The sequence below is a fragment of the Flavobacterium tegetincola DSM 22377 genome, assembly GCF_000425485.1.
GTDB classification, from domain to species: Bacteria; Bacteroidota; Bacteroidia; order Flavobacteriales; family Flavobacteriaceae; genus Flavobacterium; species Flavobacterium tegetincola.
Window position 1 is genome coordinate 24,515 of the sequence record NZ_AUDN01000033.1, and the last position, 8,197, is coordinate 32,711.

Annotated in this window: 9 protein-coding genes and 1 pseudogene; 9 read left to right on the forward strand and 1 reads right to left on the reverse strand. The window is 34.5% G+C overall.

Going from position 1 to position 8,197, the window contains the following annotated elements:
- Nucleotides 1–349: 349 nt before the first annotated feature.
- The 9 genes and pseudogenes from H602_RS0109025 to H602_RS20530 all read left to right on the forward strand — a co-directional run.
- Entirely contained in the window at nucleotides 350–1,732 is a 1,383-nt protein-coding gene (locus H602_RS0109025; protein WP_026977712.1) for an NAD-dependent succinate-semialdehyde dehydrogenase, read from the forward strand.
- A 204-nt stretch (nucleotides 1,733–1,936) separates the two neighbouring features.
- Nucleotides 1,937–3,088 carry a baeRF3 domain-containing protein gene (locus tag H602_RS0109035; RefSeq protein WP_026977713.1) on the forward strand — a complete coding sequence of 384 codons (1,152 nt, stop codon included), beginning with the start codon at nucleotides 1,937–1,939 and terminating at the stop codon, nucleotides 3,086–3,088.
- A 46-nt stretch (nucleotides 3,089–3,134) separates the two neighbouring features.
- Nucleotides 3,135–3,380 (forward strand): HPF/RaiA family ribosome-associated protein, encoded by a 246-nt coding sequence (locus tag H602_RS0109040; protein ID WP_157505002.1) that lies wholly within the window; start codon nucleotides 3,135–3,137, stop codon nucleotides 3,378–3,380.
- A 375-nt stretch (nucleotides 3,381–3,755) separates the two neighbouring features.
- The gene (locus H602_RS19910) at nucleotides 3,756–3,923 is read left to right on the forward strand and encodes a hypothetical protein (RefSeq protein ID WP_157505004.1); all 168 of its coding nucleotides are present in this window, start codon (nucleotides 3,756–3,758) and stop codon (nucleotides 3,921–3,923) included.
- 196 nt (nucleotides 3,924–4,119) lie between these two features.
- Complete coding sequence (locus H602_RS0109050) at nucleotides 4,120–4,671, forward strand: ferritin (RefSeq protein ID WP_026977715.1); 552 nt, start codon at nucleotides 4,120–4,122, stop codon at nucleotides 4,669–4,671.
- Nucleotides 4,672–4,781: 110 nt separating this feature from the next.
- Nucleotides 4,782–5,534, forward strand: coding sequence for a PRC-barrel domain-containing protein (locus H602_RS0109055; RefSeq protein WP_026977716.1), 753 nt, complete (start codon nucleotides 4,782–4,784; stop codon nucleotides 5,532–5,534).
- A gap of 10 nt (nucleotides 5,535–5,544) precedes the next feature.
- Nucleotides 5,545–5,766: a hypothetical protein gene (locus H602_RS0109060; RefSeq protein ID WP_026977717.1), complete on the forward strand. Its 222-nt coding sequence runs from the start codon at nucleotides 5,545–5,547 to the stop codon at nucleotides 5,764–5,766.
- Nucleotides 5,767–5,797: 31 nt separating this feature from the next.
- Entirely contained in the window at nucleotides 5,798–6,466 is a 669-nt protein-coding gene (locus tag H602_RS0109065) for an FAD-binding oxidoreductase (protein ID WP_026977718.1), read from the forward strand.
- Nucleotides 6,467–7,010: 544 nt separating this feature from the next.
- Nucleotides 7,011–7,676, forward strand: a pseudogene (locus H602_RS20530) (NADP-dependent oxidoreductase); the annotation flags it as partial.
- Between the two features lie 244 nt (nucleotides 7,677–7,920).
- Here the strand turns inward: H602_RS20530 and H602_RS19640 are convergent.
- Nucleotides 7,921–8,058, reverse strand: a complete 138-nt coding sequence (locus H602_RS19640; RefSeq protein WP_425402322.1) for a hypothetical protein — start codon at nucleotides 8,056–8,058, stop codon at nucleotides 7,921–7,923.
- Between the last annotated feature and the right edge of the window lie 139 nt (nucleotides 8,059–8,197).

Sequence of the window (8,197 nt, forward strand, 5' to 3'; positions counted from 1 at the left end):
GGGTTGTAAATTAAACCAGCAGATATCAAACTTTAGCAGCAAGTGCAGAGAGTATCAACTCACAACAGACCGCTAGAAATGAGAAAAGCATAAACCGTTATCACAAGTAACCTTACGTCACAATAATTTTTACCAATCGAATTTGTAGATAAGATAACTATATAACTATCTGATAATTAATTAGTCTCAACTGGTAATATTCACTACCTTCACTAAAATCGCATTAAAGTCCTACGTGAAAATTGTAGTGTATCCATTTAGATCAATGAAATTGATGTATTCTTTTGGAAATGAGTTCAAAACGGTTGCGGAATATTTCCGCAGACTATGTAATTAAATACGAGTCAATATGTCCATACAAACAGTTAATCCAAACACAAACAAGATAGTGAAGTCATTCGAAGAAATGACAGAGAAAGCAGTTGATGCTAAAGTGGCGAAAGCCCATCTAGCTTATACAAACTGGAAAGAAACGAGCTACCAGCAACGGGCTGATTTACTACATAAAGTAGCTAAACTCATGCGAATCAAGAAATCTGAACTTGCCAAAACTATCACCTTAGAAATGGGTAAGCTCCTTTCCGAAGCAGAAGGAGAAATCGACTTGAGTGCTGATATAATAGATTACTATGCCGATAACGCAGAAGGTTTTCTTGCCGATAAAGTACTTGATCCAGAATATGGAGAAGCTATAATTCGAAATAGCCCCATCGGTGTATTGTTAGGTGTGATGCCATGGAATTTTCCTTACTATCAAGTAGCACGCTTTGCAGCTCCTAACATTATGGTGGGCAATACCATATTACTTAAGCATGCATCCATAGTACCACAATGTGCTGCTGCTATCGAAAAACTATTCGAAGAAGCAGAAGCACCTGAAGGATTATATACCAATTTATTTATTACAGGCAAACATGCATCGGCATTGGTTTCTGATATAAGAATAAAAGGTGTTTCCTTAACAGGCAGTGAAGAAGCTGGTGCAAGTATTGCCATGGAAGCCGGAAAACATTTGAAAAAGGTTGTATTAGAGCTAGGCGGTAATGATGTGTTCATTATACTGGAAGATGCCGACATGGAAAAAACAGTTGAGTGGGCAGTTGTAGGCAGGATGAATAACAACGGTCAATGTTGTGTAGCCTCCAAACGGTTCATTGCAGTGGAAGCAATAGCCGACGAATTTATTCAAAAGTTTAAGGATAAGTTATCAAAAATGAAAGTGGGTGATCCAATGGATCCCGCTACCGACCTAGGCCCTTTAAGTAGTGAAGCAGCCGCAGTTCATTTAGCCGATCAAGTAAAACGTTCTGTTGATGAAGGTGCAAAAGTCTTATTGGGTGGTAAACGTGCAGATCGTGAAGGTGCCTTTATGGAACCCACCATACTTACCGATTTGAAACCTAGCATTGCTGCTTATCATGAAGAATTATTTGGACCTGTAGCCTCATTCTATGTGGTGAAAGACGACCAAGCTGCCATTGATTTAGCCAATGATTCCAATTTTGGCCTTGGAGGTTCTGTATTTACACAGGACATTCAACGAGGAAGAAGAATTGCCGATCAAATTGATACAGGAATGGTCTTCATCAATCATCCCACTTGGACACAAGCAGATCTTCCATTTGGCGGAACAAAGCATTCAGGCTTCGGTCGGGAACTATCAGAGTTAGGAATTCAAGAGTTTGTAAATAAAAAACTAATTCGTGTAAGTGGACTAAATGATCCATTTTAAAAAAAGTAATAAATTAGAAAAACCTGATATTAAATACTCAATACATGTTAAATATATAGCAACTATAATTTAGATACTTTGTATATTTTTCTCTCTATCTTCAAAGAAATAAAATGAATTAACCTCATGAAAATAAAACAATGTATTTGACAAATCAATAAAACAATGTAAATAATTATTTAACAACTAATAAATCAAAACTATATGAATTTACTTACTAAAGACATGATGCCAGAATTATTAAGTGTGAATGAAGGAAGCTGCATATCACTATATATGCCCACGCACCGTGCCCATCCTAACAATCTCCGGGATCCGATACTATTTAAAAATCTGTTGAAAAACCTAAAAAATTCCCTACTCCAAAAACATTCAGAGTCAGAAGTTGAAATACTGCTGGAGCCATTTGTAGCGCTTGAAAGTAATAAAGAGTTTTGGAGACATACCTTAGACGGACTGGCTGTACTTGGTACAGTTGATACGTTCAGAACTATAAATTTACCCGTACCAGTAAAAGAATTAACCGTTGTGGCTAACAGCTTTCATACAAAACCACTTCGCAGATATTTGCAGTCAGTGGAGCGTTACAATGTATTAGGTTTAAGCTTACATGATTATCAAATTTATGAAGGAAATAGGCATTCACTTACAGAACTGGAGCTTCCCTCAGACACTCCAAAAAATATAAATGAAGCATTGGGTTATGATTTAACCGATAAGCATACCACTGTTGCATCTTATGGTGGTGTAGGTAACCAAACCAGCAACATGCATCACGGGCAAGGTGGGAAATCAGATGAAGCGGATATCGATACCGAAAAGTTTTTTCGCTTTGTCGCAAAAACGATTAATGATAACTATTCCGGTCCATCCGGATTGCCACTTATACTGGCTGCATTACCAGAGCACCACAATCTTTTTCATAAGGTAAGCAACAATCTTTCATTGCTTCCAAGCGGTATTGATGTGAATCCAAAGTCTGTAGAAACGGATGAGCTGGTGAAACATGCCTGGAAAGTTATGGAGCCTTACTATAATGAAAATATCGCCAAAATTTGTAATGAGTACGATCAGGCAAAATCAAAAGATACAGCAAGTGATAATATAAGTGAAGTAGCTGTGGCTGCGGCAGCCGGTAAGGTGGATACACTATTAATTGAATCAGAACTCCAAATTCCGGGCAAGATAATAAACGAGACAGGCAGCATTGAAAAAGGTGATTTGGCCAATCCTGAAGTGGATGATTTGCTGGATGACTTGGGCGAACTGGTAACAAAAATGGGCGGCAAAGTGATGATTATTCCACATGAAAAAATGCCTACGAAAACAGGGGTTGCCGGTCTGTTTCGTTATTAAAAATCAAGCAAATAATGCTAATTCAAACAACTAAAAAATACTAGAAATGAAAATTTTACTAGAAACAGATTATAATATGTCACGAACTGAAGAGATCAGAGAAACTTTGAAAGCTATAATAAAAGATGCTTTCGATAGGATCAGTGAACATAGAACTAGATTAGAAGTAAAATTCAGAGATGAAAGTAGCTATCAAGATAGTGAAAATGATAGAAGAAGTTTACTAGAAGCGCGCCTAAATAGGATGCAACCTTTAACTGTTATGAGCCATAAAGCCCCCTTTAATCGCTAAATGCCATATAGACATCGCTAAAAACTCTGTGGATAAAGACATAGAAAAGATGAAGACGTGTCTTGATACAGTATTGTGTCGCTTATGAATTTAATGCCCTTAGAATAAAATATTCACCAGAAGTTTAAGCTAAAAAATAAATACAAAACGAGCGTCACAACTAAAAAAAGGGGTTAACCTATAAGACGCGAAAAACACAAACTCATAGAGCTTTCCTTAATTGTTCATTATGACAATTCGGTAAAATATATTTTTTACGTAGAATCAAGCGACCTCTTTTCGAAAAATAAAGTAATAAATTATTTGAATTTTAAAAAAAACAGGCTTACAAGTTTAAACTAGAAAGTTAAATTATAAAATTAAAAACAGGAACAAATGAAACAAGGAAAAGAAGATTTTAAATTTGTAAAAGAGGAAAACAATAAAACGCGAAACTATATTTTTCAAAAAAATAAATTGACAAAAGTTACTGTCTATATCATTGCCGGTATAATAGCCCTTTGCTTCATAGGATTTATTATATTTACTATCGATTTATTTTGATGTAATTACACGAAAAATCTTTTAATTGCACAAAATTACAGAATAAGATACCCTGTAAAATAACAGATATTAATTAAGATCCAAAAAGTATGCATAAGGAAATGAAAAGAAACTATAAATCGATGAGAAAAATTGAAAAATATCACGTTTCTCCTTATTAGTACTTAGAAAAGCAAAATTATTAAAAAAAAATATTATGAAAACGAATAGACTTTCAAATAATCTCACAACCGCATTGAATGAGCAAATGACTAAAGAAGCACATGCTTCCCAAATATACTTATCATACGCTGCATGGGCTGATAACAATGGATTCAGCGGCATCGCAAATTTTCTTTTCCGTCATGCAGCAGAGGAACGAAACCATATGATGAAAATACTCGAATACATATTAAACAGAGGTGCAAAAGCCACAGTTACTGCTATTCCTGCACCTGCAACCGATCCTGTCAGTGTAAATAATTGCTTTGAAAAAGTATTTGACCATGAAGTGGATAATACAAAATCCATTTATAAAGTGGTAAAAATGGCACTCGATGAAGAAGATTGGGCTACATGGAATTTCTTACAGTGGTTCGTGAAAGAACAAATTGAAGAAGAAAATCTTGCCAGCCTTTTACTGGATAAAATTAAAATTGTGGGCGGTGAAAAAGCAAACGGTGATGCACTATACCTATTAGATAAAGAATTGGAAAAAAGGTCTAGTGAGGTAAGTATGGCTCAAGATGCTACCACTACTAATCCCTAATAAACAGGTTAAAGGCTTGGGTTTTTATTGATGATTTGAATTAATGTTCGGATGAAGCCTGCTTAATCGTAGTAATGAACCAAATAATTAAAGTAATATAAAATAATAATATGAAACGAAGTATAAACAGTTTATTAGGCTACATCATTAAAGGAACTGATGGTGAAATTGGAAAAGTAGATGATTTCTATTTTGATGACCAAACCTCAACCATACGGTATATGGTGGTAAAAACGGGAGGATGGCTTTCCGAAAAAAAAGTTTTGATTTCGCCCGAAGCATTTCAAAAACTGGATAGCGAATCAAAAACATTATCTGTATATCTTACGCAGGAAAAAATAAAAAACAGTCCTGATATTGACACAGACAAACCTGTTTCAGAACAACAGGAAGAGCTGATCCGTGGATACTACGCTTGGCCCGGCTACTACGGAAACGGAATGTACGGACACATGGGGTTAGGCATGTGGGGATATCCGTTAGTTGAAGTAAGAGAGACAGAAAAGAAATTGACAAAAAGGAAAGCAGAAGAACATACTAATGACAAACCGCATCTGCGAAGTACACGTGAAGTTACAGGGTATGCTATTCATGCAACGGACGGTGACATAGGCGAAGTCGAAGATTTTATAATTGATAATGTAACCTGGAAAATCAATTTTCTTGTTGTGGAAACCGGCAACTGGTTTTCGGGAAAAAAAGTGATCATTTCTCCACATTGGATTAAAGAGGTAAAATGGCAGGAGCAAAAAGTTACCATCAATCACTCAAAGGAGCAGGTGAAAAACAGTCCCAAGTATGATTCTTCGCAACCGATTAACGATTCATATGAGCATTCACTCAATGACTATTACGAAAAATAAAATAACAATTATGGAAATTTTACAAGAAGCAGCCGTTTTTGAAAAAGCTAAAATGAGTCATATGTCTAATAGTGATAGAGTGACAGCTTCAAGAGAAGCAAAACGGCTTGTATTAGCAATCAACAAGATCTATAAGAAGACAAAAGAAGCAACCTTAATGGATGTAATGAAGCGATTAACCGTTAAGAAAAAAAGAATTGATATTCGTTTGAAAGGACTGCCTAATTCTTGAGTATAGTTCTAATCCTTAAAAAATAAACACCATGGATAATCATATTGTAAAAATAATTTCAGTAGAGCCAGTAACGCATGATGTAAAGCGATTCACAATACAAAAGCCAGAAGGTTTCAAATTCAAACCGGGACAGGCAACCGAGGTGTCCATAAATACTCCTGCACTTAAAAATGAAAAACGACCTTTTACATTTACTAGTTTAAATGATAATAAACATCTAGAATTTACAATTAAAATTTATGATAGTCATAACGGAGTTACAAAAGAATTGGGAAAATTAAAGAACGGTGACGAACTTATCATCCGTGATGTTTGGGGCGCAATTGAATATAAAGGCGAAGGGGTATTCATTGCTGGTGGTGCAGGTGTCACACCATTCATTGCAATTTTGCGGCAGTTACAAGCGGATGAAAAAATTGCTAACAATAAACTCATTTTTACAAACAAGACCGAAAGTGATATAATTCTGAAAAAAGAATTTAATGAAATGCTCGGTAAGAATTTCATCAACACGCTCACTGATGAAAAAAAAGAGGGTTATGAAAATGGTAGGATTGACTATACTTTTCTAAAAGAAAAAATAGATAACTTTAAACAGCACTTCTATGTTTGTGGTCCACCACAATTTGTAACAGCCATCTCAGAAGCACTCGCCCAATTAGGAGCGAAAACTGATGCAGTAGTTTTTGAGAAATAATCTGTTAAAACGTCTTTAACTATTTATGTTCTTTTCTCGAATTTAGAATTATATAAAAATCTCCTTAAATTCATATTGTGTACGATACAAACGCATCCGATAGCAATAAATCATGAAAAAAAAACATAAAAACGACAATAACCCAAAACATATTTTGTCTCCTAATGGCGTTAATTTTTATTTTATTTTTTTCTGAAAATATTGGTTAATATCTTGATGAAAAAAATACTTTTGGCACTTTACATTCCGATAAGACACTATTATTCAGTCTTTTATTTCAACTAGTTCTCATAGCTTGAATCCTTTGGTCATTTGGCACCTGGCAATCATAGATGAGATTCCGCAAAATAAAAAAACATACTGTTAGATCTAATTGTAAAGATAAAGATTAGAAAATAACACGGTTGATGTTTGGGAAGAGCTTCTGAACACTTATCTAAATAAAGATGTTAAGCTAGCTAATCGATAGTTTTTTAGAAAACTAAAAGCTAGATAATAAATAATAATTTACATGAAAGCACTACAAATCGTGAAATAAAGTAAAATTAAAGACAGCTTATCCATCAATGAGATCGAAAAACCTTCTTTAAAACAAAATGATATTTTAGTTGAAGTTAAAGCAACTTCGTTAAATACTATCGATTACAAAATGGTAGAAAGTAAACTGAAAGAGATGATTTCTTTAAACTTACCAAGCGCAATAGGTTTTGACGTATGTAGTGTGGTGGTTGAGAAAGGTGCAGATGTAAACAATTTCTAAATAGGAGATGAAGCCTTTTCCAGAGTGCCACAAGAAAAAATGGGTACTATTGCAGAATTTGTAAGTGTAAATAGTGACCTAGTTACTAAAAAAACCAAAAATAGTTCTTTCGAAGAAGCAGCAGCACTTACACCAATACAAGCCTTGGAGAGCGTTGGCATTAAAGAGAATGATAGAATTCTTATTCATGCTGAGGCTGGTGGTGTAGGTAGCTTTGCAATTCAATATGCTAAAGCTAAAGGAGCTATCGTATATACGACTACCAGCAGCGAAAATGTAGACTGGGTCAAAGCTTTGGGTGCTACCCGAGTAATCGATTATAAACCTGAAGATTATAAAGAGGTTGCAAACAATTTGGATATTGTTTTTGACACTTTAAGGAATGAGTACACCTTTGATGCTTTTGAAATCATTAAAGAAGGTGGAAAAGTGACTACGATAGTAGGTCCAAAGAAGAGTTTTTAAAATTCAATCTTAATAAGTTATCGGAATTAAATAAACTTAGCATTGAGGAAAATAAAATATTGTTTTGTAGCAAAAACATAGATGAAATAATGTACTTAATAATGAAAGGGTTACGGAGATTATAAAATACTTAGAGTTGAAAACGAAGGTTGACTGAAATCTTTATGAATTACTTTGTAATTAAATATTACTAAATTACTATTTAAGATTCTGAAAAATATTGGGGAGCCTAAATAAACTCCCCAATATCAAAATCTTTCAAATCCTTTTTATGCAAAATAGAAGAACCAGAATCCGTCTCTGAAGAAAGTGTACCGTCAAGCAGCTTGGCTATTTTTTGAGAAGCATCTTCTATAGAATTTTCCAATAAGTCGAATAATTCGGTTCCTTGTATTTTCTGAAGTAGGACTGTGGAGTGTCTACCTTTGCTGAGACGAATTTATTGAGCCCATAAAATAGTATATTTGAATTATGGCAAAAGTTTATGAACAAGAATTTAAGGTTAT

Coding starts and splice junctions, on each gene's coding strand:
- H602_RS0109060 (WP_026977717.1), top strand. CDS start 5,545: ATGGAAATTTTACAAGAAGCAGCCGTTTTTGAAAAAGCTAAAATGAGT.
- H602_RS0109025 (WP_026977712.1), top strand. CDS start 350: ATGTCCATACAAACAGTTAATCCAAACACAAACAAGATAGTGAAGTCA.
- H602_RS0109050 (WP_026977715.1), top strand. CDS start 4,120: ATGAAAACGAATAGACTTTCAAATAATCTCACAACCGCATTGAATGAG.
- H602_RS0109055 (WP_026977716.1), top strand. CDS start 4,782: ATGAAACGAAGTATAAACAGTTTATTAGGCTACATCATTAAAGGAACT.
- H602_RS0109035 (WP_026977713.1), top strand. CDS start 1,937: ATGAATTTACTTACTAAAGACATGATGCCAGAATTATTAAGTGTGAAT.
- H602_RS19910 (WP_157505004.1), top strand. CDS start 3,756: ATGAAACAAGGAAAAGAAGATTTTAAATTTGTAAAAGAGGAAAACAAT.
- H602_RS0109040 (WP_157505002.1), top strand. CDS start 3,135: ATGAAAATTTTACTAGAAACAGATTATAATATGTCACGAACTGAAGAG.
- H602_RS0109065 (WP_026977718.1), top strand. CDS start 5,798: ATGGATAATCATATTGTAAAAATAATTTCAGTAGAGCCAGTAACGCAT.